Origin of the sequence: uncultured Aureimonas sp., from assembly GCF_913775355.1 — a bacterium.
GTDB lineage: Bacteria > Pseudomonadota > Alphaproteobacteria > Rhizobiales > Rhizobiaceae > Aureimonas.
In genome coordinates this window covers 1-26492 of sequence record NZ_CAJYIU010000288.1, presented here as the reverse complement: position 1 = coordinate 26492, position 26492 = coordinate 1, and the positions used below count along the sequence as shown (strand labels likewise).

The window sequence follows — 26492 nt, the reverse complement described above, 5'->3', positions numbered from 1 at the left end:
TCGGTTCCTGCGACCAGACCGCGCGAGGACACCCATGGCCAAGATGCGCCGCAAGGCCGACCTGCCGCAGAAGACCTGCCTAAACTGCGGACGCCCGATGGTCTGGCGGAAAGCCTGGGCCAAGACCTGGAACGAGGTGCTCTACTGCTCCGACCGCTGCCGGGCGGAGGCCAAGCGCCGCCGCGCCGGCACGGTCAAAGAAACGACGTCGAGTCCTTGAGAAGCACCGCCGCGCAGAAGGCGGCGTTGGCGACGAGAAGGCAGAAGACCGCGAAGGATCCGAGGTCCTTGGCGTGCTTGGCGAAGGACGAGAACTCCGGCGACACGCGATCGACGATGAGTTCGATCGCAGTGTTGACGGCCTCGATGGCGCCGAGGATCGCTAGAAGCACGAGCTGGATCAGGAAGGCCGCGGCCGAGGCGCCATGCAGCGCCAGGAGGAGGACGAGCACCAACCCGAACAGGATCTCGTGCCGGAAGGCGGGCTCGCGCAGAAGCCGCCGCCCGCCGTTGATCGAGTAACCGGCCGCCGCAAGCACATGTTCGACGCCCCGCAGCTTGGGGGGTGGAAGGCCTGCGGAGCCGTGGGGGTCGGTCATGGGCGGAATGTCCGATGCGGTGGACGGGTGCCGTGCGATAGAGGGCGCCGCGCGATACGGCACGCAGATGGCGGCATGAAGGCTTGCGGGCCATCGATCGTCCACGCGCCCGTGGCCTCTCGACGCGCCATCCTCTCGCTTCATAACCGTCCACGCGCCGGCCGGCAGCACAACTCGCCGTGTCCGCGATGACGGTGCAGCACTATGCGCGTTGGTCGGCCCCGTTGAAACCGGCGTTGGGACCTGCTAGGCACCCACCAGCATCAAGAGTTGGACCGATGTCCAACGCCAACCTGCCGTCCGGGCAAGGTGGCGCTCCGCAAGGGGGATGTGGCCGCACCGGCAACCAAACGGAGCCCAGCCATATCTCAGCGCATCGGTCCCGCGACGAATGGCGGAGACAGACGCATGCCGAACCCGCAGACCGTTCCCCATCCCCTCGCGGGCGCCGGGTCGCAGAGGCTGTTCCTCGGCCTGTCCCGCCGTCCCGGCACCGGCCACGCCAAGCGGCCGGGCGAGGTTTGGATGGTCTTCCACGGCGACTGGACGGCGATCTACCGCCTCGATCCGCGCGAGGCCCGGACCGTCCATCTCGAACGCGCACTCGACGGCGACCGGCGGCACGAGGCGACGCGCTGGGCCATCGAAGCCTTTTCGATCGCAACCGAAGCAGACGGCGTCCGCGTCGCAGCCTGAGCCGGCCCGTCAGGCGAAGCGCCGGGCACCCGCGACGCAGGCGACGACGCCGAGCGTCACCGCGACCATGAGCGGCGGCACGGCTTCGCCGAGGAGCCAGCCGGCGAGAGCGAGGCCGCAGAACGGCTGGAGCAGTTGCAACTGCCCGACGCCCGCAATGCCGCCCCGCGCGAGGCCGCGGTACCAGAACACGAAGCCGACCAGCATCGAGAACACCGAGACGTAGGCGAGCCCCGCCCAGGCCGGCACGCCGGTGGACGCAAAGCTCGGCGGTCGCGTGAGGATGGCGAGGCCGGCCATGGCGGGAAGCGACAAGACCAGCGCCCAGGAGATCACCTGCCAGCCGCCGAGCCGCCGCGACAGCCGCGCGCCCTCGGCGTAGCCGAGACCGCAGACGAGGACCGCCGCCACCATCAGCGCGTCGCCCTGCCACGATCCCCGCCCGCCCTGCACCACCGCAAAGCCGGATCCGAGCAGCGCGCCGAGACCCGAGAACAGCCAGAACGCCGGGCGCGGCCGTTCGCCCGCGCGCACGACGCCGAAGATCGCTGTTGTCAGTGGCAGAAGACCGATGAAGACGATCGAGTGCGATGCGGTGACGGTTTGCAGCGCCAGGGCGGTGAGAAGCGGGAAGCCGACGACCACCCCGAGCGCGACGATGGCGAGCCCCGGCAGGTCGGACCGTTGCGGCCTGCGCTGCTTCAGAATCCGCAGGAGCGCTGCCGCCAGCACGGCCGCGATCGTCGCCCGCGCCGAGGTCAGGAACAGCGGGGGAAGGCTCGCGACGGCGACGCGCGTCGCCGGTAGAGAACCGCTGAAAATCAGCACCCCGAGAAGCCCGCTGCCCCAACCCGCCAACGATCTCGCCATCGCCCTGCCCTTTCCGAATTCCGGTTCGGGCGTAATGGCAGCCAGCTAGCGAGGCCAGACACGAAGGCATACAATCGACCAGAACCGTATGGGTGATGCGACCGATACGGTTGGGGGAGCGGAGAGTGATGGCCGGACGGCGCACCGAATCGGTGATGGAGGCGGTGCGCGAGCGGATCGCCGCGCGGAAGCTTTCGGCAGGGGAACGGCTGCCCTCGATCCGCACGCTCGCGACCAGCCTCTGCGTGTCGCCCTCGACCGTGGTGGAAGCGTATGAGCGGCTCGTGGCGGAGGGCATCGTCCGGGCGCGGGCAGGCTCGGGGTTCTTCGTCGCGAGAAGCTCCGCGCCGCGGCCGCTTTCCGTCGCCCGCAGCGATGCCGAGCGGGCCATCGATCCGTTCTGGGTGTCGCGGCAGTCGCTCGATGCCGATGCGCAGGTCGCCAAGCCCGGATGCGGCTGGCTGCCGGCGGACTGGATGCCGACCGACGCACTGCGGCGCGCCATGCGCCGCACCGCCCGGACGGCTGACGACGCGATGCTGACGGATTACGGCCCCTCGCGCGGCCATGCGCCGCTGCGGCATCTCCTGGCGCGGCAGTTCGCGGCGGAGGGGCTCGACGTCGGGCCGGACGCGATCCTCCTCACCGGCTCTGGAACGCAGGCGCTCGATCTCATCTGCCGCCTCCTCCTGAAGCCGGGCGACACGGTTCTCGTCGACGACCCCTGCTACTTCAATTTTTGCGCGCTTCTCTCCGTGCACCGCGTCGAGGTGGTCGGCATCCCCATGACGCCGGCCGGCCCCGATGCCGCCGTCTTCGCCGAACGGGCCGCCCGGCTTCGGCCCCGCCTCTACGTGACGAACGCGGCGATCCACAATCCGACGGGCGCCAGTCTCTCCCCCGCCATGGCGCACCGCGTGCTTGCGGCGGCCGCCGCCCACGACGTCGCCATCATCGAGGACGAAATCTTCGCGGACTTCGAGCCGGAGCCGTCCCCACGCCTCGCCCTCCTCGACGGGCTGGAGCGTGTGCTGCGGATCGGCTCCTTCTCCAAGACGCTGTCGGCGTCGGTGCGCTGCGGCTACATCGCGGCGCGGCCGGAATGGATCGAGACCTTGGCCGACCTCCAGATCGCCACGCAGTTCGGCGCCGCGAGCCCCCTGTCGGCCGGAATGATACACGAGGTTCTCGCCGATGGCGGCTACCACCGGCACATGGAAGGCGTGCGAAGCCGCTTGGCGAAGGCCCGTCGGGACACCGCGCGCCGCCTCGACGGTCTCGGCTTCCGGCCCTGGACCGTGCCGCGCGGCGGCTTCGGCCTGTGGTGCGAGATGCCGGGCGGCGTCGACGCTACCGACCTCGCGCGCCGTGTCGCCGGCCAGGGTATCGTGCTCGCACCCGGCGACGTGTTCAGCCCGTCGGGCACCGCGAGGTCGATGATGCGCTTCAACGCCGCGCAGATGACTTCACCCAGCGTCTGGGAGGCGATCGAGCAGAGCCTCATGCGGACGGGCCTTCCGGTCAGCCCGCCGCCCGAAGTGTCGGCATCGCTGCGCTGAGAGCGCGGAACGTTCGCGCGTTGACGGGGCGGCTGTAGAGATACCCCTGGCCCATGTCGCAGCCCTGCCCGAGCATCAGCGCGTGATGCTCGACGGTCTCGATCCCTTCCGCGATCACCTCGATCTCGAGGCCGTGCGCCATCTGCACGAGCGCCTGCGTGATCGCGCGATCGCGCTCGCAGACGTCGGCGCCGCTGACGAAGGACCGGTCGATCTTGATCTTCGTCACCGGGTAGTGCCGCAGCATGCTGAGCGAGGCGAAGCCGGTGCCGAAGTCGTCGAAGGCGAGGCCGACGCCGATCTCGCGCAGCCGGTTCAGCTGCTTCAGGATCCGCTCGTCGGTTTTGAGGATCGTGTTCTCGGTGATCTCGAGTTCCAGAGCCTCCGGCGGAAGGGCATGGCGCTCCAGCGCCCGCGTGACCTCGCCGACGATGTCGCCCGACTTGAACTGCAAGGCGAAGAGATTGATCGCGATCCGGAAATCGGGGAACGGCCCGGCGCGCCACTCGGCCGCCTGACGGCAGGCTTCGTCGATGATCCAGCCGCCGACCGACATGGCCAGCGCGTCGGCTTCCAGAAGCGGCAGGAAGGCGCCCGGCGCAAGAACGCCGCGCCGCGGATGGATCCAGCGCAGGAGCGCCTCCGCGCCGCAGAGACGGCCGCTCCGCAGCGAGATCTGCGGCTGGTAGTAGAGTTCGAACTGGTCTCCGGCCCAGGCGGCGGCGAGTTCGGTGCGTGCAAGACCTTTCTCGACGAGCTTCAGCCGAAGATCGGGTGTGTAGAGTTCGGTGCGCCCGCGCCCGCCGCGCTTCGCCTTGTAGAGCGCGAGATCGGCGTCGCCGACGAGGCTGTCCGCCGCCGCGTCGCCGCTGGAACAGGCGACGCCGATGCTGGCGCTGATGCTGACCATCGCGTCCTCGATCGTGATCGCCTGCTCGATCGCGTCGATCAGCGACTCACCGAGCCAGGCGCCCGCCAAGGGGTTCGCGTCGTCCTCCATCAGGACCACGAACTCGTCGCCGCCCATGCGCGCGACGAACTGTCCGCCGACGACATGGGATCGCAGGCGCGCGGCGACTTCGGCGAGGACGTGGTCGCCTGCGAGATGCCCGAGCGTGTCGTTGACCTCCTTGAAGCCGTCGAGATCGATCAGGAGCAGAGTCACCCGGCGGCCCGCTTCGGAAAGGGCCGCAAGGCGCCGGTCGAGGCTGGCGCGGTTGGCGAGGCCCGTCAGGTGATCGAGCATCGTCGCGCCGCGGAGACTTTCCTCCAGGCGCTGTCGGGCGCTGTCGTCGCGGATGATCGCGCCGAAGCGACGCTCGCCTCCCTCCATCCACTGCGACAGCGAGAGTTCGATCGGGATTTGCGTCCCGTCCTTGCGCAGGCCGTGAAGGTTGATCGAGCGGCCGATGAGCTTCGCCGGCCCGTCTTCGGCGACGCGCTTGACGCCCGCGCGGTGCGCGGTGCGGTCGCCGAGCGGCACGATGATGTCGAGCGGGCGGCCGATCGCCTCCTCGGCGGTATAGCCGAAGAGCCGCTCGGCCCCGGCGTTCCACGCGACGATGGTGTTGCCCGCATCGGCGGCGACGATGCCGTCCGGCGAGGTCGAGGCGATGCCGTCGAAGTTGGAAGCTCCCGGTCCGCCGGGCGTCTCGCGCGCGCTTTCGATCTGCTCGGCGAGAAAGGCCGCAAGCTCGCGCATCACCCGTCCCTCGACGGTGCCGAAGTCAGCGGCCCCGGCCGGAACGAACGCCGACAACGAGCCCGCCAGCGTCCCGTCGGCGAGGCGGATCGCAGCGATCGCCACCTGCTGCCGGAAGCGGCCGCGTCCCCTCGACGCCCTGACGTCGCGAAACAGGAGGTCAGTCGCCTCCCGCAGCTCACACGGCTCGACGAGGATGGAGCCATCGGGTGTGGCGGGGGTGCCGGATCGGTTGACGAGCGTCAGACGGCCGCCGTCAAGAATGTGGATCTCTGCCGCCGAGGCGCAGAGGACACGCCGCGCGAAATCGGTGCATTGCGTGAACTGGCTGCTGTGCAGCGTCCGGAGCCGGCCGAGCCATGCGGAAGATGCGTCGTTCTGGTTTTCCATCGTATTCCGCGCGTGGCGTGGCACAGACCGATGGCAAGGATAGACGCCAAGCGTAAAAAAAGTCGCAGGAACAGAACCTCCGGTTTAGGAGGAGCGCGCGTCGACGGCTATACGACATGAAACGGGCGGGCGACCCTTCGGTGCCCGCCCTTCCTGAACGCGACGTCGGACTGACCGACGCCTGCAATCAGCCGATCTGCTTGAGCAGTTCGTCGAGCGACTTCTTGGCGTCGCCGTAGAACATGCGGGTGTTCTCCTTGTAAAAGAGCGGGTTCTCGATGCCGGAGTAACCGGTGCCTTGCCCGCGCTTCGACACGATGACGCGCCGCGCCTTCCAGACCTCGATCACCGGCATGCCGGCGATCGGCGAGTTCGGGTCTTCCTCGGCCGCCGGATTGACGATGTCGTTGGCGCCGATGACGATCGCGACATCCGTCGAGGGGAAGTCCTCGTTGATCTCGTCCATCTCCAGAACGATGTCGTAGGGCACCTTGGCCTCGGCGAGGAGCACGTTCATGTGCCCCGGCAGGCGGCCGGCGACCGGGTGGATCGCAAAGCGTACCGTCTTGCCCTTGGCGCGAAGGCGGCGGGTCAGTTCCGAGATCGACCCTTGGGCCTGTGCGACCGCAAGGCCGTAGCCCGGCACGATGACGACCGAGTCCGCCTCGTCCAGCGCCTGCGCGACGCCGTCCGTGTCGATCGCGACCTGCTCGCCGGTGATCTCCTGCGCCGGACCGCTCGTGCCACCCCAGCCGCCGAGGATGACGGAGACGAAGTTCCGGTTCATCGCACGGCACATGATGTAGGACAGGATCGCGCCCGACGAGCCGACCAGCGCACCGGTGACGATGAGGAGGTCGTTGCCGAGCGTGAAGCCGATCGCGGCCGCCGCCCAGCCCGAATAGGAGTTCAGCATCGAGACGACGACGGGCATGTCCGCGCCGCCGATCGCCATGATGAGGTGCCAGCCGAGCGCGCCTGCGAGGATCGCGACGAGGATCAGCGTCCAGAGCCCTGCGCCGTTGAAGTAGACGATGCCGAGGATGAGAGCGACGACGACGCCGGCGAGATTGATCGCGTGGCGGTTCGGCAGGACGAGGGCCTTGGAGTCCAGGCGGCCCGACAGCTTGCCGTAGGCGACCACCGAACCGGTGAAGGTGACGGCGCCGATGAAGACGCCGAGGAAGACCTCGACCCGCATGATCGCGAGTTCGACCGGCGTCTTGGTGGCGAGCGTCGCGGCAAAGCCGGTCAGGAGGTGGTCCGTCCCGGTGGCGATGGCGTGGGCGACGTGCGCCGCCTCGAGATCGGCATTGAAGCCGATGAAGACTGCGGCAAGGCCGACGAAGGAATGCAGCGCCGCGACGAGTTCGGGCATCTGCGTCATCTGAACGCGACCGGCGAGCCAGCCGCCGGTGATCCCGCCGACGACGATCAGCGGCACGACGAGCCAGAGCGCGCCGACGGCCGGTCCGGTGATCGTGGCGAAGACGGCGAGCGCCATGCCGACGATGCCGTACCAGACCGCGCGCTTGGCGCTTTCCTGGTTCGACAGGCCGCCGAGCGAGAGGATGAAGAGGATGGAGGCGACGATATAGGACGCGCCGACGAGACCTGGGCTCATGGGATCGACCTCCTCAGCTCTTCTGGAACATCTTGAGCATCCGGCGTGTCACCATGAACCCGCCGAAGATGTTGACCGACGCCATCAGGATGGCGAGCCCGGCGAGGAACGAGACGAACCAGCCGGACGTGCCGACCTGCAGGAGCGCACCGAGGATGATGATCGACGACACCGCGTTGGTGACGGCCATCAGCGGCGTGTGCAGCGAATGCGAGACGTTCCAGATGACGTGGTAGCCGACGAAGCAGGACAGCGCGAAGACCACGAAGTGCTGCAGGAAGCTCGGCGGCGCCGTCAGCCCGATCAGCATCAGGAGGATCGCGCCGCCGGCGAGCAGCATGACCTGACGCTGGCCGGACTTCTTGGCCGTCAACGCCTCGCGCGCGGCCTTCTCCGCCGCGGTCTCCTCGACGACCTTCTTCGGCGCCTGCTTGGCGATCGCCGCGATCTTGGGCGGCGGCGGCGGATAGGTGATCGCGCCCTCGTGCGTCACCGTCGCGCCACGGATGACGTCGTCCTCCATGTCGACAACCGGCACGCCGTCCTTCTTCGGCGTCAGGTCGTCCATCATGTGGCGGATGTTGGTGGCGTAGAGCGTCGAGGCCTGGGTCGCCATGCGGCTGGGATAGTCGGTGTAGCCGACGATGCGCACGCCGTTCGGCGTCTCGACCACCTCGTCGGGCACCGTCAGGTCGCAGTTGCCGCCGCGCTCGGCCGCGAGATCGACGACGACAGAGCCGGGCTTCATCAGCGCGACCATGTCCTCCAGCCAGAGCTTGGGCGCTTCTCGGCCCGGGATCAGCGCCGTCGTGATGACGATGTCGACCTCCGGAGCCTGCGCGCGGAAGAGCTCGAGCTGCTTGGCGCGGAACTCGGGGCTCGACGGCGCGGCATAGCCGCCCGTCGCCGCACCGTCGGCCGCGTCGGCGAAGTCGAGAAAAAGGAACTCGGCGCCCATCGACTGAATCTGCTCGGCGACCTCGGGCCGCACGTCGATGGCGCGCACCTGCGCGCCGAGCGACTGCGCCGTGCCGATCGCCGCAAGACCCGCGACGCCGGCGCCGAGCACCAGCACCTTGGCCGGCGGCACCTTGCCGGCGGCCGTGATCTGGCCGGTGAAGAAGCGGCCGAACTGGTTGCCGGCCTCGATCACCGCGCGGTAGCCCGCGATGTTGGCCATCGAGGACAGGGCGTCCATCTTCTGGGCGCGGCTGATGCGCGGCACCATGTCCATGGCGAGAACCGTCGCGCCCTTGGCGCGCAGGTCCTCCAGAAGGCTTGCGTTCTGCGCGGGGTAGAGGAACGAGATGAGAATCTGGCCCGATCGCACCAAGGCGACCTCGTCCGCCTCCGGCGGCCGAACCTTGGCGACGATGTCGGCTTGCGCCCAGAGCGCCGCAGCATTGGGCACGACGCGCGCGCCGGCCGCCTCGAAGGCCGCGTCGGAAAAGCGCGCCGCGTCGCCCGCGCCGGTCTCGACCAGGCATTCATAGCCGAGCTTCTGCAGCCGACCGACGCTTTCGGGCGTCAGCGCGACGCGCCGCTCCCCAGCAAAGCGCTCCTTCGGAACTCCGAACTTCATCCTGTCCCTCCCCTGTCGGCCGGACTATTGCCCGTCCCGCAACAGTCCACCAGTGATTCGCTGCGGCTGAATTGCATCAGTCGCACGATCGTCTTGCACTGCAAGAAACCCCGCCGGGCGGCGCGGCGCGCGGCGGGATCTGCCATGCCGGTGCCGCCCGCAGCCGGCGGGCGCCGACCTCAGCGAGCGGAAAGCTCGATCACGCGCCGCTCGGCGATCGAGCGGTTGCCGGCCTCGGCCAGCTCCAGCGCGCGCAAGCCATCGCGGAAGGTGACGGCCGGCGGGTTGCCCGCCTTGAGGTTGGCGAAAAAGCTGTTCCACTGCGCCGCGTAGGCGTCGGCATAGCGGTCGAGGAAGAAGGTCGAGAGCTCCGAACGGGCGTCGGTGGTATCGGCGAGATTGACGCGCAGCTCGTCCCGCAGCGGGTTCTCGGCCCGCAGCGAGCCCTTTTCGCCGAACGCCTCGATCCGCTGGTCGTAGCCGTAGGCGCAGCGGCGCGAGTTGAGAATCTGGCACTGGACGCCGGACGCCGTGCGCATGACGACGCTGACGCTGTCGTGGTCGCCGACCTCGCCGATCGCCGGGTCGACCAGCACCGAGCCCGTCGCGAACACCTCGACCGGCTCCTCGCCCAGGATGAAGCGGGCCATGTCGAAGTCGTGGATCGCCATGTCCTTCAGGATGCCGCCGGACGTGGCGAGGTAGCCGATCGGGGCCGGCGCCGGATCGCGGCTGATGATGGTGAGGTTCTCGATCTTGCCGATCGCGCCTTCGGCGAGGCGCTCGCGCAGCCGGGCGAACGTCTTGTCGAAGCGGCGGTTGAAACCGATCTGAACGCGATCCGCAGCCGGCCCGATCTTGTCGAGGCATTCGAGCGCGCGGGCGACGGACAGGTCGATCGGCTTCTCGCAGAATACCTCCTTGCCGGCGGAGACGGCCTGGACGAGGTAGTCGACATGAGTGTCGGTCGGCGTGGCGATCGCCACCGCCTCGACGCTCGGATCGGCCAGCGCCTCGGCGACGTCGCCGTAGACGCGCCCGCCGAACCGGCCGGCGACGACCTCGGCCGACTCGCGGCGCAGATCGTAGACGCCGGCGAGTTCGGCACCCGCGCCCTTGATGCCGCGGGCATGGACTTCTGCGATGCGACCGGCACCGAGCAAGGCAACACGCATGATCTGATTCTCTCGACTGGCCGACACGTCGGCACGTTTCCACCCGCACGCCTCCCGGCGCGTCCGGCAAACGGTCTAGTGTCGAGCCGTTGGGCGCGCAATGGCCTGCGACCGCGTCCCGCAACGAAGACGGTTTGGGCGGGTGTCGGCGACTCGAGCCGCGATCGCTTCCGCTGCGGACGGTCGAACGACGCGAACCGCGGACGTTCTGTTCGGAGAAGAGGAAAGGATGGCTGGGGCGCCTGGATTCGAACCAGGGGATGGCGGTACCAAAAACCGCTGCCTTACCGCTTGGCTACGCCCCAAAACCCGCCGACGGCGAGCGCCTCTATAGTCCGTCGCGCGCGGGCGTGCAAGGAAGAGGCTGTGGTTCGAAAGGCGGTCGAAAACGACGCGAATCCAGTTGCGCGCGTCCTCACGTCCCGCTATAGACCCGCTCGGCCACGGAGTGTAGCGCAGTCTGGTAGCGCACCTCGTTCGGGACGAGGGGGTCGCAGGTTCAAATCCTGCCACTCCGACCAGCCAATTCGGAACGTCTGCGGCTTTCCCGACAAGCCCTTGATGACGCTCCCCACCCATACTCTAGATTGCTGCATCGTTCGGTTTCCGATCACGTAGGAGAGTTGCGTCGCGTCTCTGGCGGGCCGCGGTTTCCACACGTCCGGCGTCAGCGCTCGGGGCCCGGCCATGTCCGATAAGCTCGCTCGCCTGCTGTTTGAGTCACCCGACGCCTGAAACGTCCGGCGCCAGCCGCGAGCCGCCATCGCGGCTGTGGGACGGCAGGCTCACCGCCGCATCATCCGCGCCACGACCTCCCCTCCGTTCGAGCCGTCCGCAGAACCTATTCGTCCGACCCCTACGTCGCGCGCCCATCCGTCCCGGATGCGGGATGGCCCCTGCCCTTCACGCCTCCACGAACGCGAATCGGTCGACGTCGAAAAGGCCGCGGTCGGTGAGCTTGAGGTGCGGGATCACCGGGAGCGCCAGGAAGGCCAGTTGCAGGAAGGGCTCAGGCAGCGTGCAGCCGAGTTCGCGTGCGGCTCGGACGAGCGCTTCGAGTTCGTGGACGACGGTATCGACCGGCTCGAGGCTCATCAGACCCGCCATCGGCAGCGCAAGCGCCGCCACGACGCGGCCCTCGTCGGCCACCGCGAAGCCGCCGCCGCGCGCGATGACGCCTTCGACGGCGGCGGCCATGTCGCGCGCGTCGGTGCCGACCACCGTGATGTTGTGGCTGTCATGGGCGACCGAGGAGGCGATGGCGCCGCGCTTCAGGCCGAACCCGTTGACGAAGCCGAGGCCGACATTGCCGTTGCGGCCATGGCGCTCGACCACGGCGAGCTTGAGGACGTCCTCGACCGTATCGGGCTGCAATTCCCCATCGGCCACGCGAAGGACCGCCGCCTGCCGCGCGGTGAGGAGAAGGCCGGCCTTCACGCCGATCACCGGCACCTCGGCCTCGAGCCCCGCACCCGGCTGGCGGAAGCGCTCCGGCGGGACGGGTTGCGCCTTCATGGAGCCGAGGCCGACTGGCTCGACCGCGGGGCGAGCCTCGAACAGGGCCGGTTCCACAAGCCGCCCGCCAGCCACGACGTCCGAGACGCGGCAGTCCTCGAGATCGTCGAGGAGCACGAGATCGGCCCGCCAGCCGGGCGCGACCATGCCGCGATCACGCAGGCCGAAGATTCGCGCCGCCGACAGCGAGGCGGCGCGATAGACGTGGTGGACCGGGCATCCCTTTGCGATCAGCCGGCGGATCATCGCGTCGAGATGGCCCTCCTCGACGATGTCGAGCGGGCTTCGGTCGTCGGTGCAGAGCGCCACGAAGGCGGAGGTGTCGGCGGTGAGGATACCGGCCAGCGCCTCAAGATCCTTCGAGGCCGATCCTTCGCGGATCAGGATGGCCATCCCCTTCCGCAGTTTTTCCATCGCCTCGTCGGCGCCGGTCGCCTCGTGGTCGGTGCGGATGCCGGCCGCAAGATAGCCGTTCAGCGCGGCGCCCCGGAGGAGCGGCGCATGGCCGTCGATGTGGCGCCCCTGGAAGGCTTCGAGCTTGGCGAGGATCCCGGGATCCTGCGTGAGAACGCCGGGATAGTTCATCATCTCGGCCAGCCCGTGGACCTTCGGATGGTCGAGGAAGGGCAGAAGATCATCGATCTCGAGGCGCGCCGCCGCGGTCTCGAACGGCGTCGCAGGCACGCAGGAGGACAGGTTGATGCGGATGTCCATGACGCTCGCCTCGGCACAGGCGACGAAATAGGCGATCCCCTCAGCCCCGAGGACATTGGCGATCTCGTGCGGATCGCAGAACACCGTCGTGACGCCGCGCGGCAGCACGAACCGGTCGAACTCCAGCGGCGAGACGAGCGAGGATTCGATGTGAAGGTGGGTGTCGATGAAGCCGGGCACGACGAAGCGACCCGCCGCATCGACGATCCGGTCGCCCTCGAACCGGTCGTGGGTGCCGACGATCCGGTCGCCGACGATGGCGATGTCGGTCTCGTCCACCGAACCGGTCACGAGGTCGAGGAGCCGCGCGTTGCGGATGACGAGATCGGCGGGCCGCAGGCCCTGGCCGGCGGAAATGCAGTGCGACAGGTCGGATGCCATGAGGTGTCCTCATCCCCGGCCGGACCGCCCGACCGGTTTCCACCTCTAGCGGCCCGGGTGGATCGGCGAAATCCCCCGCCGTCTTCGCGGCGACCGGCTTGAGAAGACACCGCCTTTGCGATAGGCCTGCGGCTCCGGGTCGGGCCTGTAGCTCAATGGTTAGAGCCGGCGGCTCATAACCGCTTGGTTGCAGGTTCGAGTCCTGCCGGGCCCACCCGGATCGTTATTTAACATGCTCTTGCAGACGCGTTAGCCAAGGGCGTTAGCCAGCCTGTTAGCCACATGCCTCCAGAGGTCACTTATCCGACCGAAAAGCCCGAGCCGACGCTTGGCGAACTGCGCGCCGGATCGGTGAACGTCTACGTTCGCTGCAGCGCGTGCCTGCACCCAAAATGGCTGAAGCCGGTGGAACTGCGAGGTGGTGACGAACGGACCCTATCCGAACTCGCATCGCGCCTGCGCTGCGGTCGGTGCGGCGAGGAAAACCGAATCGAGGTGAGCCTCATTCCCGAGCAGTGGGTCCGCCATCTGCGGGCGACCGGGCAAACCGACCGCCTGCCTGAGGATGCAAACCTCTACTTCCCTTCTGGACAACCCCTACGGCTGGCCGTGATCAGCGAGCCGATGGCGGACGCGCCTCAGCACGGCGGTCTTGACCCGACAAATCAAACCGCTGCGTCAAGACTGCTACTTGGGTCGAGAGCGAACCGAGACCCTGATTGATCTCGGCGAGACGTGCGCTGATGTTCGTCAGGCTCACGTCGACCCGAGCGTTCGTCGCCTTCAGCGCCTCTTCAGCTGCGGCGACGCGATAGACGAGGTTCGGCATGGCAGCAGCGGCTGCCCCGATTTCTGCGAGCTTCGTGTCGACGAGCTTCGTTCGCTCCTCACGGTAGGCGTCGAGATACTCGACCTTGTTCTGCAAGCTGGTGTAGCCCGCAATCCCGCCGCCGGTGAGGATTGCACCAGTCAGCAGCACGGCAACGTTGTTGGTGATCCACCGCGTGAGCATATCCGGCTCCTGGTTCTGGTTCATTCTCTGAATGCCTTTCGGGTATGCTTGGATGCGTCAGGGCACGCCTTGGGATTGGATTTCCCCAACCGAGAGCGCGAGTGCCGAATGCCGATCGCGACAGGCACCGAGCGCTTGCCGGTCCCTGCCCCACAGCCGCACGGTCTCGGCTGTCGTCAGGTCGCGCTCGGGGAGCGCCACCGCGTTAGCGCACGGCAGCAGGAGCGCTTGGGGAATCGTTGCGAGGCGTGGCGCGACCGATACCGTCGAGCGCGTCGCGCAAGCCCCGAGGAACGGCAGGACGGCAAGCAACAGCGCCGCGGTCAGCGGCAGACGGGATCGGGACACGGTTGGCCTCCTGGTCGAGGGCAACTTCAAGGTTGGAGAGTTCGGCGAGGCGCTCGGCCTCGCGCTGATGGAAGTCGCGCTCGATGGCATCGATGCGTGATTGCGCCGCCCGGCGATCGGCTTCCGCCTTCGCCTCGGCCTCGCGCTGGCGGGCCTCCCAGATCCCGCGCTCGTAGACTGCCCCGGCTTCGCGCGCCGCCGGCAGCGAGACGAGCTCGGCGTAGAGCCCTGCCACGAGCCAGCCGATCACGAGACCGACGACGAGGACGATCGCCGCCTTGATCGCTTCAAGCGCCCCCATCAGCCGAGCCCTCGCAGGCACAGCGCTCGCTCGCTGATGAGGCCAGGCAGGCCGTTCACACGGCGGTTGGCGAGGCCCTTCACGACCTTGCCGCCGGCGAAGACCCAACGGCTCAACTCGTTGCAGGCACCGCCGAGATCGCCGGCCTTCACCTTGCGGATCAGCGACGAGCGGCAGGCCGCGCCGGTACCGACGTTGTAGGCCCAGTCGTTGATCGCGACGTAGGTTTCTCCGGGCGCCTTCAGCAGCTCGGGCGCGCAGGAGAGCATGCGCGCCTCGTGCTCGAGGATCTGGCGGCGCAAGCGCAACTCGCAGCCGGCCTTGGTTTCGACCATGCCGGGTTTCACGCCGTAGGTGTCGCCCTGGCAGATCGTCCAGACCGGCGGCTGGGCGATCGTGTCGAGATACGCCTTGGAGCTCGTGCCCTCCCAGCCAGCCGCGTAGGTCGTGGCGAAGGCCAGTAGCGCGGCGCCGGCAGCGCCGCCGGCGAGATAGCGGCTTTTTACGCGGGCTACGCGCCCGCCCTTCCCGGCCGCGCTCACTGGCCGACTCCCGAGACTGCCGGCTGCACGACGAGGCGCGCGACGAACGCGGCCGCGGAGCAGAGGCCGGACAGGACGGCGAAGGTGCGAGGCGGAAGCCCGAGCCCTTCTTCGAAGGCAGGCAGCGCGACGTCGAGCGCGATCAGCGCGAACGTCAGGACGATGAATCGGACGGACCAGGCGCTTGAAAGCACCCGGCGCCAGTTGGCGACGAGGGTCATGGATGTTCTCCGGGCATGAAAAAGCCCGGCGCGATGGCCGGGCGTTGAAGGCTATAGGAAACGGAACGTTAAGCGGGCTTTGGTCATCTATGACCTAGCAGTCGGGCGCGTTGCGTAGGTCCGGCAAGCGAGTGGCGCTGGGCCGCCAAGCACCCGGCGCCATTATAGTTTTAGCACTCCGCCATTTTCTCTGTAGGGGACTCTGCCGCCTACGGCAGCTCAGCCGATTGTGATGTCGTCTCGGTTTCGACGATCACGCGCGGGTGATAGGTCCGCCGCACAATCGGAGAATGGCATGAGCAACCAGCAATTGAATGCACCGAACAAGACATCTGCAGGTACGAAGGCGGCCGGCGCTTCCCCCATCGACTGGACCAGCTTCTTCCTGCCGCTTTGCTGCATCCCGTGGACAGTCATCGCTTGGCGTATCGACTCGCACATCGTCTGGAACATCGTCGGGCTCACGGCAGCCGTCACCGGCATGCTTCCCCTTGTGATGGACACGCGGACTTGGTTGACGGTTGGACGTCAGAGACGTCCGGTGAAGCTGGCGGCGATTGGCATGTGCGCCCTACTCGCGCTGTTCTGCATCGCGACCGTCGGCCTTCTTGTTACGATATGAGAACTCATGGCGGCCTTACAGGCCGCCATTTGATGCAGGGTTGACTCTATCTTCTAGCGCGCGATTTTATTGCTCATCGCGTGGTGCTCCACCTAGCTCGGCGCGAAGACCTATCCGTCTGCTCGAGCACGCTCAGACGGATGGGTCGTCATTTGAGTTGGTGTTGCCACCGCCTTGGCTGAACGGCAGCTAGCGTCTTCGCTCCGGCAGCCTGGGTGGCCGGAGCGAAGACCCGCTCGATCCTCGGCCCCACCTAACTCGATCGAGCGGGTCGCACTTCTGGACAGATCCAGAGCGGCGTTTAGCTGTCACGTAGCTTCGGGCGAATGCCAAGCTGGAAAGCGACCTTTTCGTCGACGCCCTGCGCAAACCCATAGAGATTGCGCAGTTGCATGATGAGGTTCGCAGCTTCGAGAAACAACTTCTTGTCCTCAAGATGCGAAGTTGTCGCCGCACGGTACCACAGCCGAGGCAAGACGTCGCGTTCGTCCGTGTGTTCTGTCATTGCCGTGGATAGCACAGAATTGCATCCCCGGCCCTAATTTTCTTGGCTACGTTGACAGTGTCCATAATAAAGCGCGTTCTGTCGGCATCGCGTCGTGTTGCGTCTCCTACGGGCTCGGCGCGAAGATCCGTCCGGCCCCGCTTATTCCGGGCGGATCGCTTTAACGAGGGGGACGAGGGGTAGCGTCGTGTCCGATTCTCGTTATGCGATCCGTCACTACGGCAGCGGCCTCTGGGACGTCATCGACCATCAAGGCGGCGACCTTCAGCCGCTATCTGGCAAATACATGGCCAGAATGTCGCTTGAAGAATGCGAACGGGTCGTCAAGCTGATGAACGAGCTGGAGAAGCGGTTTCAGCCGGATGCCGATCCCCGTAATTAGTGCAAATTACAGTCCGAGCCCAGCAAGCGAAGCTTCACCGGCAAAACTGTGGAGCCGGATGAAACGGTCAGAAGCATAGGGAGGCCCAGTGACGAAATACAGTCAATCACCCCCATTCACAGAGGTTTGTAGGCGGCTTGCTGAGTTGACAGCTCAAGCCGCCGAACACGTTCGATACCAAGCGGCCTCCGGGGATATGCCGTTGCCGATCGTCGGCGAGTTTTTCGAAGATTTGGCGAATGTGCACCTGAACATTGCGCAGGTAGTTTCGACCCTTGATCGACGAAGATGATCGATCAGCACCCCGACATTCGAGGCAGGCGTGGGGAATACCCATGCCTACATGTACGGCTTCAAGGCATCAGAAAGCGGATGCGCTGCATCCAATCGCTACACCTATCCGTACCTTTCCAGACAGGATGCTGAGGTATGGCATGGATGATTTGGTACGACGTCTCGCATTCGAAGTTCAGGATGACGGGATGAGCCGGTTGCAGGCGCAGCGTATTGTCATCGCTGTTCTGGCCGGCTTGAATGACGGAGATCAGATTGGCAATGCGCTGATTGTTCGATCCCTAGCACCGCAGCCTGCAACGCCGGGAAACATCGGCTCTGACGTCGAGGCAGGCTACCCTTAGCCTTCGATATCGAAGCGGCGGGAACACCCGCTGAAGCGATTAATCACCTGCCTGTCTCGAATGCGTCTATGCTGCCTCCGGGCCGATAGCGGCTCAAAGGCTTTCTCCACATGCTTATGCGAACGATCGCCTTCACAACGGCCATGCTCGTCTCATGGTCGGCTTCCGGGGCGGAGATCACAGGATCCGCCCGAGCAATTGACGGCAGCAGCCTTGTCGTTGGTTCACATTACCTCCGCCTATGCGGCGTCGACGACCCTGCGTCCGGCGCCGCTCGCTTCCGGCGTGACAGCCATGTCCTCAATGAGCTTATCGCTGGAAAGTCGGTGCGGTGCATTCCATTCGGAGAAGGCACCCCTTGCGACGATATTGCTAAAGGTCAAACGTACCAACGCAAGATCGCCCAGTGCTTCGTTGGCGAAGCGGATCTTGCCGCCGAACTCATCCGCTCCGGCAGCGCCTGCGCATCGCCCGCTGAAAGCGGAGATGCTTACGCGGGCTTAGGCTGCACCAACGACGACCGACGGTAGTAGCCCAACTGCCATTTGAGGCAGGGGTGGCGGTATCTGCCCGGCAGCGCCTACGCAGATCAGCCACGCACGTTAAGGATCAATCCAAGCCACGCGTTCGTGTCGTTGCTAAGCGTGTTGCCGCGTGACAGGACTGTCCGCAACATTGAATGTGATGCTGCGGGAGAGTTCGATTATGGCTACCTACACCGATGGATACTCTTCGCCGTCTCGGGGGATCTCATCAGGATTGACGGAACCGACGAAGACGATCTTTTCGCTCCTACTTGGGCTGAAAGTGTTTGGTTTCACGCTGGAGGCGGCAACGACATCATAAATATCAGTTTAACAACCGGAAATTTGGATAATACTTTTGCTGTAGAAGGCTCAAGATTCTCAGGAGGAGATGGAAACGATCGCTTTATTTTTCACTATTTGATCAGTCCGCCTCATTATATCGAAGGGGATGAAGGGATTGATACAGTAGAATATTCTGGTCGTGGTCCAGCATTTTATATGACCGAAGTCATGTCAGATTTTGTGCTTCATCATCGAAGCGGAATCACTGTCCTAACGAGTATTGAAAGATTTGTTATCAGCGGCTCCACACACAGCGACGGCTTGATTGGTGCCAGCGGCAACGACTGGCTCAACGGTGGTGGCGGCATCGACACGTATAAGGGTTCGAACGGCGACGACGGCTACGTCTTCGACAGCAGTGACGAATTCGTAACCGGTAATGACGCGGGCGTTGATACGATCTGGACGACCGCCTCCCAGGATCTGAACCGCAGCGCGGGCGTCGAGAACCTGCGCCTCCAGTCCGGCGACATTAACGGCACCGGCAACGCGCTCGCCAATCTGATCACCGGCTCGGCCGGCAACAACATCATTGCCGGTGGCGCTGGCAAGGACAGCCTATACGGCAAGGGCGGCGCGGACACGTTCGTCTTCAGCGAGTTCGGAGCGGCCAACAAGGACTCGATCTGGGACTTCGACCAGAACGACAAGATCGCCCTGTCGAAGACCGCTTTCGGTGCGCTTGACGCCAATGATGATGGCCAGTTCGACGCGATGGCGCTGAACTTCACGGGCAAGGCGATCGGGACCAACGCCCAAGTCATCTACAACAAGGCGACCGGCAATCTGTCCTACGACGATGACGGCGTTGGCGCTCACGCAGCGCAGGATATCGCCTTCATCGGCAAGAACCTCGCCTACCTCAGCGCGGACCATTTCTCGCTCACCGCCTGATCGACGCGATGTCGAATGATCGAAGGCCGCCGGCGACAAACCGGCGGTCTTCCTCTTTTGGTCAACGCGCTCCGGTCAGGCGGCCGCCGGTAAGCCGAGCGGATTGGCCAAGGCCAGAGCCGCCAGGACCGCACCCCCGCCGCTTGTGGCGACCCCGGTGTTGTAGTAGTGCAGGCCGTCCCGCGAGCTGTCGTCGGTCCATTTGTACGGATCATCAGAGCGCTGCACCGGCAAGGCGTGTTCCGTGTAGCCGGTGAGTCCGACGAGACCGCCAGCGCGCAGCCAGTCGTTGACCACCAGCCGGCGATCGTCCGTGTCGTAGCCGCCGGTTGTCCCCGAGTTCAGGCGGGACTGATTGCTCGCGGTCGCCGGCGTTGGGCTCCCTGCGATTGCCGCGATCGGCGGCATGGTCGCCCACCAGGTCTTGATCCCCGGATTGGCCGCTAGAACGATGTCGAGAAGCTGTTTCATCACGGCCTTCTCGCTCGTCGCGTTGACGTTCGAACCGTAGTAGTCGTTCGTCCCCGCGTGGCACCACCAGTCGGTTGCGCCGATTGCCGCTAGGAACGCCGCGATCTTGGCGTAGCCGTTGCGCATGGCGATCGGCCCGGCGCCGGAGCGCCCGATCTGGATGTAGGAGACCGGGCGCGGCTCCAGGTGCGCGGCGAGGATGCCGCCGCCGATGCCACGCGGCGTCGCGCCGTAGCCGATCCCTTCCGAGTTGCTATCGCCAGCGACCGCGATCGTCCGGTGCCCCGCCGGCGCATCGCCCTCGAAACCGAGGAATGTCATCGGTAGGTTGATGGCCTGGGATGAGATCGTGCCGCCCGTCGCCTTGTCCGCCAGATCGACGCCGACCTCGCCGACGCCGTGTCCGGTCGAGGCGTTCGTGCGGAAGCGGCCGGTGTAGTAGAAGAAGCCGCCCGAAGGCACCTTGCCGAAGGTGCGCACGCGATGGAAGCCGGCCGGGATTGTGACGCCCGCCTTCGGTGCGGGCTTGGCGATGACCGTGCCGGACGCGACGTCGAAAAGGCCGCCCGAGAAATCGATCGGGGTTCCGCCCCCCTGCGGATAGAGGACGGTGTGGTACTCGACGACGTTCGGCACGTCGACCGACCCGGCTGCCGCGATGACAAAGCCCGCGTAGATCGGCGCGGGGTTCGGAATGTCGACCGGCGTATAGTAGCCCTTGTCGGTGTTGAAGCTGTTGACCGTGCCATCGGACTTGCGCCCCGCAAGACCGTCGCCGAACGCTCGTCCCTGCCCCATCAGACGACGGGTGAGCCCCCCGCCACCCGCGCCAGGGGTGATGATCCCGGCGCCGATGTAGGAAGCGGCTGCGACTTTGTTCTGACGAACGCGAGACGACTGGGCCATGAAAGGGTCCACCTCATGAAAAAGGCGCCTCATGGGCGCCGGGGAATTGGAACGGAAAGGTGTGCAGGCGCTTGGCCTAGAGGACGATCACAAACAGAGCCCCATCAGTTCGCGCACAGCGCTCGTGGCGCCAACGGCCAGGAGACCTGCATGAATGAGGAACTCGAAGAGCTCGGAGCCCGGATCGACGGGCTTCGCCTCGTCATCGCCATCTTGGTATCGTCGACGCCCAATGCAGCCGAGGTGATCGCCAAGCTTCAGGCGGCCGAGGTCATGGCACGACAGCGAAACCTGCCGACCGGGTTCATTACGGAACTGTTCCACCTGCTGGAAACTCTCGAGGACGTCGGCAATCAGGACCAGTGGTAGAAGGCCCTCGCCGCGGTCATCGCGAAGCGGCGAGCAGCCGACACGCCGTCCGCCTTCAGCGCTTCGTTGAACGCTCCGGCCGCCGTCACGCGATCGAAGCCTCGGCGCAGCAGCTCGTCATGCAGCGCCGCCGCTTTCAGATACCGAGGATCGTGCGGATCGAAGATCCAGCGCAGCGGCCATGGGATCGAGACGTCGAAGACCGTGCCGTCCTCGACATGCTCCCAGTGATCGGACCCCTTGTGTCCGAGCTCCCAGCTTGTGCGGCCGTGCTGGCGATACCGGGTGCCGTCCAGCCGCTCGAAGACGATCAGCGCGTCGGTGTAGGCGCCCATCAGCCTCGAGGCCGTCCCGCGAAGACGAAGAGGTGCGCCGTGAACCCCGGCGGCTTGATTGGCACGGCATCGGGCGTCGCCTTGCCAGCCTTGCCGGTCGTCTTCTGCGGCGACGAGGCGGTGAGCCCCATCAGCAGCGGCAGGAGACCGGTGACGAGCCCGGCCTTGCCCGCGGTGGCAGTGCCGTGTCGTCGATGTAGCTGTGATCATGCTCCGGCAGGTTGGCGAGCGTGAGCGTCACCTTGTCGGATCCAACCAGCTCGCCCGCAGCGCTGTCGAACCCACTTGCGACCGTCGCCGTCCCCGCCGGCACCTTCACCAGCTTGAACGTCGCAGCCGTCGAGCCCGCAAGGAACCAGGGCAGCTTCGCCGCCTTCGCCACGAAGTCTGGATACATGGCCCGCTGATACTCGGTCTTTCCGTCGAGCCGCAGCCAGGCGGGGCCGATGTCGTCAACGAGGGCGTGCCGCAACAGCCCGATCGGCAAGGTCACGTTGCGCAGGTCTACGCCGGCCATAGCGAGTTCCCCGTGATATCGGGGATCGTCTCCCCGGCCGCGATACGGCGCTTGAGGTCGTTGCCGGCGACGATCATCACGCCCTCGCGCGCGGCGACGGCGTTGCCGAAGGCGACCATCGTCTGCGAATCCATCGGCACGCGGCTGTTGTCCGCGGCGATCCAGAAGAAGTCGACCGGCAGGCCGTGCCAGCGCAGGTCGCCTTCCTGGACGCCGTTCATCAGCGCGGCCATCGCCGAGATGCGCGACCGGTCGATCCGCTCGCGGTCGAGGTCGGCCGTCTGGAAGAACTTGCCGGCGAAGGTGATGCCGAGATCGATGCGCCGGTCGCGCTCGGCGTCGATCAGCTTTGGAATGTCGGCCGGGTCCGGGTCGCCCGCCTGGTCGATTGGCACGATGGCATAGCCGTCGCCCCGCTTCACGACGGCTTTCGTCTTCGGGTCATAGGATCCGAACAGCACGAAGCCGAGCTCGCGCCGGCTGTCGGGCTGATTGGCTAGGTCGGTGCGTGAGAAGCCGTCCTTGGTGTAGGCGACAGCGGGCAGCGACTGCGGCGGGCCGTCGTTGCGGCGGTAGAGGTCGATCATGTCAGTACCCGAAGATGCGGACCTGCGCTTGCGCGCCCTGGTTCCGGAGGCTTCCCTTGCAGGCAGCGCCGCCGCCGCCCGGCACAGCCCCCGCGGCCGTGAACTCGACGCGATCGGAGACGGCTTCACCCTTCCCGCCGCGCCCGCCGACGAATGGCCACGAGCTCGGGGCGCTGGGAGCGCCGGCGTAGCCATCAGCCGCCTTGCCACCGGGAACCAGAACGTCGCCCGTTCCCGCTTTCCCATCGACGCCAGGAGCGCTGCCGGCAAGGCCAGGCAGGTTGATGTCGCCACCCGTTGCCGTACCGCCTGCCCCAGGTGTCGCGCCGCTAGCGCTTGTGCCGTTGGTCGCCGTCATCGTGCTTCCGTCGTTGAGCGTGACGGAGGGCGAGCCACCAGGCCTGGCCGTGACCGTCTGCCCGGCGAGCAGAAAAATTCGGCGGACGGCAAGGCCACCGCTCCCGCCCGAGGCAGTTGCGCTGGGCGACGTGTTGTTTGTGCCATTTCCGCCGCCACCCCATACGCCGACGAGGTACTCGCCCGAGTAGGGAGCGGTGAAGGCGTCATCCGTCGACGTCGCCCAGGTGATGCGCGGCTGCGGTCAGCCAACGGCCGCGTCAGGGCGGAGGACGGGGTTTCGCAGCCCCGATCGCAGCGCCCTCACGTCGCGGGCTCCTCGTAGACCTGCAGCACAGTGGCGTAGATGTCGCCGGCCGCAGACGCCGAGACCCGGATACTGTCGCCGGGGTTTAGGATCCACTCACGGGAACGAGCCCCGTCCCCGCCCGGCCGAATGGTGGTATTGACCGGCAGGATCGGTCGCTGCGCGTTCGAGGCGCCGCTGTCGATCCAGATGCACTGCGTTATGTCGGCCGGGTTCACGCCGTCGATGTTCACGAAGTCGAGCTGGTAGGTCCGAACCTTGGCATCCGCGGCCGTGTTCGTGACAAGCGTCTGCAGCGAGGTCGTGAGGGACAAGCCCCCGATGGCTTTGGTATCGGACATGGGTCAGTCTCCGAAGGCGCGCGCGTAGGCGCGGGAATGGCGAGCGGCCGACGCCTGCTCTGCGACGACGCCATCGAGCGTCGCCTGGACCTCGGCCAGCTGCTCGGTCACGTCGGCCGAGAGTTCCGACAGGTCGATCACGACGGCACCGGTCTTGCCGTTGACGCTGGTCACGGGGCCCGCCTCGATCGCGGCGACCGCCGCCGAGAAGCGGTTGGCCTGCGTCGTGATCGCAGCGAGCGCCTCGGTTGCGACGCGCACCACGCCGCGGCCAAAGCCGACCATGTCGCGCAGCGACTTGATGAACAGGCCGATTGCCGAGTTGCCGCCGCGCCCGAATCCGCCGGGGTTCGTCTGCGCGTCGAACGGGCGCTCGTTGTAGACGGTCGCCAGCCGGTTTGCCTCGGCTTCCTCTTCCGGTGTCAGGTTCATGGCATCAGTTCCTTCAGTTCGAACGCGATGGCGGCCCGCGCGTCGAAGGCGGCCACCTGCTCCCATGGGTTCAGCACGCGCAGCCGGGCGAGGAAGCTGAGACGGGTCAGGTTCTGCGCGTCGTCGGGCCGGTGGATGTAGAAGATCTCGCCCTTGGTCCCGGCGCGGCGCTCAAGCTCGAGCCCGCGCTGAAGCGCCTCCTGGTCGGGCAGGAAGGGGAAGGCGATGTTGAAGACGCGGAATGGCTCGCGCTCGTCGAAGAACTCGGCGCCCGAGAGCGCCTTCTCGATTGTGGTCTCGTCCTCGTAGCGCAGGCCTGCGCCATAGGCCGGGTTGCGCGTGGGCTGCCAGCCCGTCGCCATCCAGAGACGGCCGATGTCGATGTGCCCGGCCGGGTTGCCGTCGTCGAGGATCTCGATCCGCCAGTGCGGCGCGAAGGAGGGCTCCGGCAGGATATGGATGGCGTTCTGCGTGAAGCCTTCGATGTCAGCGGTCAGCGGCTTGCCGTCCCACCAGTTCTCGGCCTCTGAGGGCAGGTCCTCGGTGTAGGCGAGCGTCGGATAGGCGTCGAACTCGGCACGGTACGACGGCGAGAAGTAGGACCCGTCCTCGTACCAGGCCGTCACCCGCAGCCGTGCTGTGACCGACAGGTTATGGTTGACGAGGACGACGGCCCGGATCTCGCCGAAGGCGGAGAAGTCGACGTCGAATTGAGTGTCCGTCGGGCGGGCGCTGGCCGAGCGCGCCACCTCGGAAAGCTCGCGCTCCTGAAGGTTCGTCAGCGGCAGGACCCAGCTGCCGCCCGACAACGTCGCGCCGGGACGTGAGCCCTGCGGACGGTCGCTGAGGTTGGGGTGCAGGAACAGGCAGTGCGCCGTCATCCGATCGCCTCGATCAGGGTCTGCTTCTTCTCGTAGGCCTGCGTCAGGCTCACGACCCGCAGCGCGCGCCCCTCGGCCATGCCGAAGCGGTCGATGCGCAGCGTCAGTTGGTCGTTCAGGTCGAGCGTCGCCGCCTTCTCGCTGGATACGGCGAAGGCGAAGAGGTCGCGCCGCGTGCCGTAGATCGCGAGCAGCCGCTCGGCCTCGGTGCGGGCGTCTGCCTCCGTCGTCAGGCAGGTGTCGAAGACAAGCTCCGGGCCCTTCGGGTGTAGGACCTTGTTCGCCTCGCTCTCGACCTTCACCTGCCGCCATTCCTCTTTCGCGATGGACCGGAAGGCGTCGGTGGCCGCGACGTTCTTCAGGTCCTCGTCGGAGAGCGTCGTGAACGCATGGGCGTAGCGCACCGTCACCGAGCGCGTCGGCACACCGGCTCCCAGATCCTGCGTCGCCGCACGAGCGAAGCCCTGCCCCTGGGCATGACTGCGGTTCAGATGCACGCTGCCGCGGTGACGGCGGGCAAGCGGGAGGCGGTCGCGCTCGAGCAGATATGCGCCGAGGCCGGCGTGAGGATTCGCACTTCGCAGCCGAGCGGGAACCGGTTCGACGAGAACGACACCGTTGCGGTCAATGCGCTCGCGACGCTCTACGCGAAGGATGGGCCAATCCACACCGGGACGGTGCTGCAACTCCTGGCGAAAGCTGGGCTTGCGCCGATCAAGGCCGACCACATCAAGGCGGTGGACCTGCTGCTGACCGAGGGCGAGTACGGCTCGATCGACGTTGATGCCCTGCCCGGCCTCGTACGAAGTCAGGGAGGCGCGTTGCAGCGCGAAGCGGCAGCGTTCGGAGCGACGCACTCTGTCCCGCTCTGGCGAGCCTTGGCGGCGGTCTGGTTCAAGAAGGGGAAAAAGCGGAGGTCGGGAGCATGAGTCGCCTACATGATGACCGTGGCTACCCGCCGCTTGGGTTGTCTCGCGACGAGGCAGCCCGCCACATCGGCGTGGGTGTGACGAAGTTCGACGAGATGGTTGCCGAAGGAGCTATGCCAAAGCCCAAGCTGATCGGGCGTCGGCGCATCTGGAACCGGCTGTCGATCGAAGCAGCATTCTGCGATCTTCCTGAGGAAGGCGGCGTGAACGAGATCGACGCCCTATTGGCGCGGAGCCGTCGCTCGGCATAGGGTCGGGAATGGAACTAGAGCGCCCTTTCCTCTCGAGCTACACCGACAGCCGCGGCAAGCTCCGCTGGCGCTTCCGCCGCGAGGGCAAGACGATCTCGCTTCGCGGGAAGCCGGGCGAACCGGAGTTCGAGGCGCGCTATCGCGCAGCACTCCACGGCAATGATCCGAAGCTAGCGGTTATCACGCCGCTCCCGGGGGCAGCTCGCCCGAAATCGTTTGGCGCCGCATGGAGACTGGTGAAGACGTCGCCGGAGTGGAAAGCGTTGAGCGCGGCCACGCACTCCAAGAATACCCACCTTACCGAGATGTTTCTGATCTCGCGCGTCGCACCAGATGCCGAGGTGCTGTGGCGCGACGTTCTGGTCTCCGATTTCAAGCGCCGGCACGCGAAGATCATCCTGTCAGAGCATGCCGCCACGCCGCACAAGGCGAAGCACATGCTGACGGCGATCCGCCGGCTAATCGTGGCGGCGATGGACGAGGAATGGATCGAGTCCGACCCGACGTTCAAGCTGAAGTGGGTGCCGAGCTACAAGGGCTGGCGCCTGGACCGACGAAGAACTGAAGAAGTACGAGACACGCTGGCCGATCGGCTCGACGCCGCGCCTCGTTTACGCGCTCGGCCTGTGGCTGGGCCATCGCCGCTCTGATCTCGTCCGCCTGAAATG

The 26492-nt window shown here is 66.5% G+C and carries 31 protein-coding genes, 3 tRNA genes and 1 riboswitch; of the genes, 13 read left to right on the top strand and 21 right to left on the bottom strand.

What is annotated here, in order from left to right:
- Positions 1-34 precede the first annotated feature (34 nt).
- Positions 35-220, top strand: coding sequence for a DUF2256 domain-containing protein (locus QZ753_RS17705; RefSeq protein ID WP_294645556.1), 186 nt, complete (start codon positions 35-37; stop codon positions 218-220).
- Here the strand turns inward: QZ753_RS17705 and QZ753_RS17700 are convergent.
- Positions 195-599: a diacylglycerol kinase gene (locus QZ753_RS17700; protein ID WP_294645554.1), complete on the bottom strand. Its 405-nt coding sequence runs from the start codon at positions 597-599 to the stop codon at positions 195-197. The genes QZ753_RS17705 and QZ753_RS17700 overlap by 26 nt on opposite strands.
- A 255-nt stretch (positions 600-854) precedes the next feature.
- Positions 855-959, top strand: a riboswitch (SAM-I-IV-variant riboswitch).
- 48 nt (positions 960-1007) lie between these two features.
- Here QZ753_RS17700 and QZ753_RS17695 point away from each other — a divergent pair.
- A complete protein-coding gene (locus QZ753_RS17695) occupies positions 1008-1295 on the top strand; it encodes a hypothetical protein (protein ID WP_294645552.1) in 288 nt (95 codons plus the stop codon).
- A gap of 9 nt (positions 1296-1304) precedes the next feature.
- Here the strand turns inward: QZ753_RS17695 and QZ753_RS17690 are convergent, their stop codons facing one another.
- Positions 1305-2165 (bottom strand): DMT family transporter, encoded by an 861-nt coding sequence (locus QZ753_RS17690; protein WP_294645550.1) that lies wholly within the window; start codon positions 2163-2165, stop codon positions 1305-1307.
- A 128-nt stretch (positions 2166-2293) separates the two neighbouring features.
- On the opposite strand from QZ753_RS17690, the gene QZ753_RS17685 reads away from it, so the two are divergent.
- Positions 2294-3724 (top strand): PLP-dependent aminotransferase family protein, encoded by a 1431-nt coding sequence (locus QZ753_RS17685; protein ID WP_294645548.1) that lies wholly within the window; start codon positions 2294-2296, stop codon positions 3722-3724.
- Here QZ753_RS17685 and QZ753_RS17680 read toward each other — a convergent pair.
- The 5 genes from QZ753_RS17680 to QZ753_RS17660 form a co-directional block, all read right to left on the bottom strand.
- On the bottom strand, positions 3687-5816 hold the full coding sequence (locus QZ753_RS17680; protein ID WP_294645546.1) for a bifunctional diguanylate cyclase/phosphodiesterase: 2130 nt from the start codon (positions 5814-5816) through the stop codon (positions 3687-3689). The two genes, QZ753_RS17685 and QZ753_RS17680, sit on opposite strands and share 38 nt — an antisense overlap.
- A 187-nt stretch (positions 5817-6003) precedes the next feature.
- On the bottom strand, positions 6004-7440 hold the full coding sequence (locus QZ753_RS17675; protein WP_294645544.1) for an NAD(P)(+) transhydrogenase (Re/Si-specific) subunit beta: 1437 nt from the start codon (positions 7438-7440) through the stop codon (positions 6004-6006).
- A 13-nt stretch (positions 7441-7453) separates the two neighbouring features.
- Positions 7454-9022: a Re/Si-specific NAD(P)(+) transhydrogenase subunit alpha gene (locus tag QZ753_RS17670; RefSeq protein ID WP_294645542.1), complete on the bottom strand. Its 1569-nt coding sequence runs from the start codon at positions 9020-9022 to the stop codon at positions 7454-7456.
- 179 nt (positions 9023-9201) lie between these two features.
- On the bottom strand, positions 9202-10197 hold the full coding sequence (gene iolG / locus QZ753_RS17665; protein ID WP_294645541.1) for an inositol 2-dehydrogenase: 996 nt from the start codon (positions 10195-10197) through the stop codon (positions 9202-9204).
- 230 nt (positions 10198-10427) lie between these two features.
- Positions 10428-10502: transfer RNA gene (locus QZ753_RS17660), tRNA-Gln, on the bottom strand.
- Between the two features lie 139 nt (positions 10503-10641).
- Here QZ753_RS17660 and QZ753_RS17655 point away from each other — a divergent pair.
- Positions 10642-10718: transfer RNA gene (locus QZ753_RS17655), tRNA-Pro, on the top strand.
- A gap of 382 nt (positions 10719-11100) precedes the next feature.
- Here QZ753_RS17655 and ade read toward each other — a convergent pair.
- Positions 11101-12807 carry an adenine deaminase gene (ade, locus tag QZ753_RS17650; RefSeq protein ID WP_294645538.1) on the bottom strand — a complete coding sequence of 569 codons (1707 nt, stop codon included), beginning with the start codon at positions 12805-12807 and terminating at the stop codon, positions 11101-11103.
- Between the two features lie 141 nt (positions 12808-12948).
- On the opposite strand from ade, the gene QZ753_RS17645 reads away from it, so the two are divergent.
- Positions 12949-13021, top strand: a tRNA-Ile gene (locus tag QZ753_RS17645).
- 399 nt (positions 13022-13420) lie between these two features.
- Here QZ753_RS17645 and QZ753_RS17640 read toward each other — a convergent pair.
- The 4 genes from QZ753_RS17640 to QZ753_RS17625 form a co-directional block, all read right to left on the bottom strand.
- On the bottom strand, positions 13421-13843 hold the full coding sequence (locus QZ753_RS17640; protein WP_294645536.1) for a hypothetical protein: 423 nt from the start codon (positions 13841-13843) through the stop codon (positions 13421-13423).
- A 181-nt stretch (positions 13844-14024) separates the two neighbouring features.
- Complete coding sequence (locus QZ753_RS17635; RefSeq protein WP_294645535.1) at positions 14025-14468, bottom strand: hypothetical protein; 444 nt, start codon at positions 14466-14468, stop codon at positions 14025-14027.
- Positions 14468-15010, bottom strand: a complete 543-nt coding sequence (locus tag QZ753_RS17630) for a lysozyme (RefSeq protein WP_294645532.1) — start codon at positions 15008-15010, stop codon at positions 14468-14470. Before QZ753_RS17630 ends, QZ753_RS17635 begins: the two co-directional genes overlap by 1 nt.
- Positions 15007-15231, bottom strand: coding sequence for a hypothetical protein (locus QZ753_RS17625; protein ID WP_294645530.1), 225 nt, complete (start codon positions 15229-15231; stop codon positions 15007-15009). Before QZ753_RS17625 ends, QZ753_RS17630 begins: the two co-directional genes overlap by 4 nt.
- Before the next feature lie 295 nt (positions 15232-15526).
- Between QZ753_RS17625 and QZ753_RS17620 the strand changes: the two genes are divergently transcribed.
- On the top strand, positions 15527-15853 hold the full coding sequence (locus QZ753_RS17620) for a hypothetical protein (protein ID WP_294645528.1): 327 nt from the start codon (positions 15527-15529) through the stop codon (positions 15851-15853).
- Positions 15854-16154: 301 nt separating this feature from the next.
- Here the strand turns inward: QZ753_RS17620 and QZ753_RS17615 are convergent, their stop codons facing one another.
- Entirely contained in the window at positions 16155-16358 is a 204-nt protein-coding gene (locus QZ753_RS17615) for a hypothetical protein (protein WP_294645526.1), read from the bottom strand.
- A gap of 187 nt (positions 16359-16545) precedes the next feature.
- On the opposite strand from QZ753_RS17615, the gene QZ753_RS17610 reads away from it, so the two are divergent.
- The 3 genes from QZ753_RS17610 to QZ753_RS17600 all read left to right on the top strand — a co-directional run bounded on the left by QZ753_RS17610 (position 16546) and on the right by QZ753_RS17600 (position 19141).
- A complete protein-coding gene (locus QZ753_RS17610) occupies positions 16546-16740 on the top strand; it encodes a hypothetical protein (RefSeq protein WP_294645524.1) in 195 nt (64 codons plus the stop codon).
- 482 nt (positions 16741-17222) lie between these two features.
- Positions 17223-17378: a hypothetical protein gene (locus QZ753_RS17605; RefSeq protein WP_294645522.1), complete on the top strand. Its 156-nt coding sequence runs from the start codon at positions 17223-17225 to the stop codon at positions 17376-17378.
- Between the two features lie 644 nt (positions 17379-18022).
- On the top strand, positions 18023-19141 hold the full coding sequence (locus QZ753_RS17600; RefSeq protein WP_294645520.1) for a calcium-binding protein: 1119 nt from the start codon (positions 18023-18025) through the stop codon (positions 19139-19141).
- Positions 19142-19216: 75 nt separating this feature from the next.
- Here QZ753_RS17600 and QZ753_RS17595 read toward each other — a convergent pair whose 3' ends face one another.
- Complete coding sequence (locus QZ753_RS17595; RefSeq protein WP_294645519.1) at positions 19217-20518, bottom strand: SGNH/GDSL hydrolase family protein; 1302 nt, start codon at positions 20516-20518, stop codon at positions 19217-19219.
- 150 nt (positions 20519-20668) lie between these two features.
- Between QZ753_RS17595 and QZ753_RS17590 the strand changes: the two genes are divergently transcribed.
- Positions 20669-20887: a hypothetical protein gene (locus tag QZ753_RS17590; RefSeq protein WP_294645517.1), complete on the top strand. Its 219-nt coding sequence runs from the start codon at positions 20669-20671 to the stop codon at positions 20885-20887.
- Here the strand turns inward: QZ753_RS17590 and QZ753_RS17585 are convergent.
- From QZ753_RS17585 to QZ753_RS17555, 7 genes are all read right to left on the bottom strand, one after another.
- On the bottom strand, positions 20872-21222 hold the full coding sequence (locus QZ753_RS17585) for a DUF1353 domain-containing protein (RefSeq protein WP_294645515.1): 351 nt from the start codon (positions 21220-21222) through the stop codon (positions 20872-20874). The two genes, QZ753_RS17590 and QZ753_RS17585, sit on opposite strands and share 16 nt — an antisense overlap.
- A gap of 130 nt (positions 21223-21352) precedes the next feature.
- A complete protein-coding gene (locus QZ753_RS17580; RefSeq protein WP_294645514.1) occupies positions 21353-21739 on the bottom strand; it encodes a hypothetical protein in 387 nt (128 codons plus the stop codon).
- Positions 21727-22326, bottom strand: a complete 600-nt coding sequence (locus QZ753_RS17575; protein WP_294645512.1) for a DUF4376 domain-containing protein — start codon at positions 22324-22326, stop codon at positions 21727-21729. The genes QZ753_RS17580 and QZ753_RS17575 overlap by 13 nt, the downstream gene beginning before the upstream one ends.
- A 660-nt stretch (positions 22327-22986) precedes the next feature.
- Positions 22987-23331 (bottom strand): hypothetical protein, encoded by a 345-nt coding sequence (locus QZ753_RS17570; protein WP_294645510.1) that lies wholly within the window; start codon positions 23329-23331, stop codon positions 22987-22989.
- Positions 23332-23334: 3 nt separating this feature from the next.
- The gene (locus QZ753_RS17565; RefSeq protein WP_294645508.1) at positions 23335-23763 is read right to left on the bottom strand and encodes a hypothetical protein; all 429 of its coding nucleotides are present in this window, start codon (positions 23761-23763) and stop codon (positions 23335-23337) included.
- Positions 23760-24644 (bottom strand): hypothetical protein, encoded by an 885-nt coding sequence (locus QZ753_RS17560; RefSeq protein WP_294645507.1) that lies wholly within the window; start codon positions 24642-24644, stop codon positions 23760-23762. The genes QZ753_RS17565 and QZ753_RS17560 overlap by 4 nt, the downstream gene beginning before the upstream one ends.
- Positions 24641-25141, bottom strand: coding sequence for a hypothetical protein (locus QZ753_RS17555; protein WP_294645505.1), 501 nt, complete (start codon positions 25139-25141; stop codon positions 24641-24643). The genes QZ753_RS17560 and QZ753_RS17555 overlap by 4 nt, the downstream gene beginning before the upstream one ends.
- Here QZ753_RS17555 and QZ753_RS17550 point away from each other — a divergent pair.
- From QZ753_RS17550 to QZ753_RS17540, 3 genes are read left to right on the top strand one after another with little or no spacing between them, the layout of a single operon-like run.
- Complete coding sequence (locus QZ753_RS17550; RefSeq protein ID WP_294645504.1) at positions 25136-25573, top strand: hypothetical protein; 438 nt, start codon at positions 25136-25138, stop codon at positions 25571-25573. The two genes, QZ753_RS17555 and QZ753_RS17550, sit on opposite strands and share 6 nt — an antisense overlap.
- Positions 25570-25824 carry a hypothetical protein gene (locus QZ753_RS17545; protein WP_294645503.1) on the top strand — a complete coding sequence of 85 codons (255 nt, stop codon included), beginning with the start codon at positions 25570-25572 and terminating at the stop codon, positions 25822-25824. Before QZ753_RS17550 ends, QZ753_RS17545 begins: the two co-directional genes overlap by 4 nt.
- Before the next feature lie 8 nt (positions 25825-25832).
- A complete protein-coding gene (locus tag QZ753_RS17540; RefSeq protein ID WP_294645501.1) occupies positions 25833-26474 on the top strand; it encodes a hypothetical protein in 642 nt (213 codons plus the stop codon).
- The last annotated feature ends 18 nt before the right edge of the window (positions 26475-26492 follow it).

Coding starts and splice junctions, on each gene's coding strand:
- QZ753_RS17705 (WP_294645556.1), top strand. CDS start 35: ATGGCCAAGATGCGCCGCAAGGCCGACCTGCCGCAGAAGACCTGCCTA.
- QZ753_RS17700 (WP_294645554.1), bottom strand. CDS start 599: ATGACCGACCCCCACGGCTCCGCAGGCCTTCCACCCCCCAAGCTGCGG.
- QZ753_RS17695 (WP_294645552.1), top strand. CDS start 1,008: ATGCCGAACCCGCAGACCGTTCCCCATCCCCTCGCGGGCGCCGGGTCG.
- QZ753_RS17690 (WP_294645550.1), bottom strand. CDS start 2,165: ATGGCGAGATCGTTGGCGGGTTGGGGCAGCGGGCTTCTCGGGGTGCTG.
- QZ753_RS17685 (WP_294645548.1), top strand. CDS start 2,294: ATGGCCGGACGGCGCACCGAATCGGTGATGGAGGCGGTGCGCGAGCGG.
- QZ753_RS17680 (WP_294645546.1), bottom strand. CDS start 5,816: ATGGAAAACCAGAACGACGCATCTTCCGCATGGCTCGGCCGGCTCCGG.
- QZ753_RS17675 (WP_294645544.1), bottom strand. CDS start 7,440: ATGAGCCCAGGTCTCGTCGGCGCGTCCTATATCGTCGCCTCCATCCTC.
- QZ753_RS17670 (WP_294645542.1), bottom strand. CDS start 9,022: ATGAAGTTCGGAGTTCCGAAGGAGCGCTTTGCTGGGGAGCGGCGCGTC.
- iolG (WP_294645541.1), bottom strand. CDS start 10,197: ATGCGTGTTGCCTTGCTCGGTGCCGGTCGCATCGCAGAAGTCCATGCC.
- ade (WP_294645538.1), bottom strand. CDS start 12,807: ATGGCATCCGACCTGTCGCACTGCATTTCCGCCGGCCAGGGCCTGCGG.
- QZ753_RS17640 (WP_294645536.1), bottom strand. CDS start 13,843: ATGAACCAGAACCAGGAGCCGGATATGCTCACGCGGTGGATCACCAAC.
- QZ753_RS17635 (WP_294645535.1), bottom strand. CDS start 14,468: ATGGGGGCGCTTGAAGCGATCAAGGCGGCGATCGTCCTCGTCGTCGGT.
- QZ753_RS17625 (WP_294645530.1), bottom strand. CDS start 15,231: ATGACCCTCGTCGCCAACTGGCGCCGGGTGCTTTCAAGCGCCTGGTCC.
- QZ753_RS17620 (WP_294645528.1), top strand. CDS start 15,527: ATGAGCAACCAGCAATTGAATGCACCGAACAAGACATCTGCAGGTACG.
- QZ753_RS17615 (WP_294645526.1), bottom strand. CDS start 16,358: ATGACAGAACACACGGACGAACGCGACGTCTTGCCTCGGCTGTGGTAC.
- QZ753_RS17605 (WP_294645522.1), top strand. CDS start 17,223: ATGAGCCGGTTGCAGGCGCAGCGTATTGTCATCGCTGTTCTGGCCGGC.
- QZ753_RS17595 (WP_294645519.1), bottom strand. CDS start 20,518: ATGGCCCAGTCGTCTCGCGTTCGTCAGAACAAAGTCGCAGCCGCTTCC.
- QZ753_RS17590 (WP_294645517.1), top strand. CDS start 20,669: ATGAATGAGGAACTCGAAGAGCTCGGAGCCCGGATCGACGGGCTTCGC.
- QZ753_RS17585 (WP_294645515.1), bottom strand. CDS start 21,222: ATGGGCGCCTACACCGACGCGCTGATCGTCTTCGAGCGGCTGGACGGC.
- QZ753_RS17580 (WP_294645514.1), bottom strand. CDS start 21,739: ATGGCCGGCGTAGACCTGCGCAACGTGACCTTGCCGATCGGGCTGTTG.
- QZ753_RS17575 (WP_294645512.1), bottom strand. CDS start 22,326: ATGATCGACCTCTACCGCCGCAACGACGGCCCGCCGCAGTCGCTGCCC.
- QZ753_RS17570 (WP_294645510.1), bottom strand. CDS start 23,331: ATGTCCGATACCAAAGCCATCGGGGGCTTGTCCCTCACGACCTCGCTG.
- QZ753_RS17565 (WP_294645508.1), bottom strand. CDS start 23,763: ATGAACCTGACACCGGAAGAGGAAGCCGAGGCAAACCGGCTGGCGACC.
- QZ753_RS17560 (WP_294645507.1), bottom strand. CDS start 24,644: ATGACGGCGCACTGCCTGTTCCTGCACCCCAACCTCAGCGACCGTCCG.
- QZ753_RS17550 (WP_294645504.1), top strand. CDS start 25,136: ATGCACGCTGCCGCGGTGACGGCGGGCAAGCGGGAGGCGGTCGCGCTC.
- QZ753_RS17545 (WP_294645503.1), top strand. CDS start 25,570: ATGAGTCGCCTACATGATGACCGTGGCTACCCGCCGCTTGGGTTGTCT.
- QZ753_RS17540 (WP_294645501.1), top strand. CDS start 25,833: ATGGAACTAGAGCGCCCTTTCCTCTCGAGCTACACCGACAGCCGCGGC.